This window comes from Lysobacter sp. TAF61, assembly GCF_052113485.1.
In the GTDB taxonomy this organism is placed as follows: Bacteria; Pseudomonadota; Gammaproteobacteria; order Xanthomonadales; family Xanthomonadaceae; genus Lysobacter_J.
The window spans coordinates 1-706 of sequence record NZ_JBFRDH010000032.1; the positions used below are offsets into that span (position 1 = coordinate 1).

1 protein-coding gene is annotated in these 706 nt (G+C 62.5%); it reads left to right on the forward strand.

What is annotated here, in order from left to right:
- Positions 1-215: hypothetical protein (locus tag AB4Y64_RS17705; RefSeq protein ID WP_441817762.1), on the forward strand; the 215-nt coding region annotated here is incomplete at its 5' end.
- Between the last annotated feature and the right edge of the window lie 491 nt (positions 216-706).

Here is a 706-nt window from a genome sequence, read left to right on the forward strand (position 1 = left end):
CCGCCGCGTATGATGCTGGCTGGGCGGTTATTGGACTCTCCTTGTTCGGGCCGCTTTTCGCGCTTCAAGCAGTCTCGGGGTTGGCCTTAGACAATTGGTGGGTGGCAAGCATCGATCGCAGGATCATGCCTTACAGCTACTGGTGGAGGCTTGTGTTCTTTGGACTTGGCGCTGCAGGATTCGCTTATCGCATCTTCGTTCCGGTGGCAGCCTAGGCGCGTGGGCTTGCCGCCTAACAGTTCATTCAAGCCGAAGCCACTTCGTGGCTCGGCTTAATTCAGGCGTTAGGACTGTAGTCGCAACGTTGCGGCCGGTCCGGGATCGACGCGCTGTCGTGTCTGAGGTCGTCGTGGTTTTGCTTCGGTTGCGCGCACAACGCCCCAGCCTCGGCCATTTGGTGCAGCATTTTTCCCGCTTCGGCCGGGGGCCCTGTCTTCGGCGGCATTGGGCACCGCGAGCTGATACATTCCGCCGGGGGTTGGGTCAAAGCAGAGCAGTCGGCCGCAGGTCTGGGCTCCGGTTGCGGCGCTAGGCCTAACAAGTCATTCAAGCCGACACCGCTCCGCGRYGCGGCTTAACTCTGGCGTTAGGCGTGTTGTCGCAGATGTGCAGCCGTAAGGGTGTAGAGCCGCACGGGTGGCGGACGCGTGGCGGGCGACTCCGCTAGCCCCTAGGTCGCTCTTCTTCGATGCCGGCCCCGGGCAGG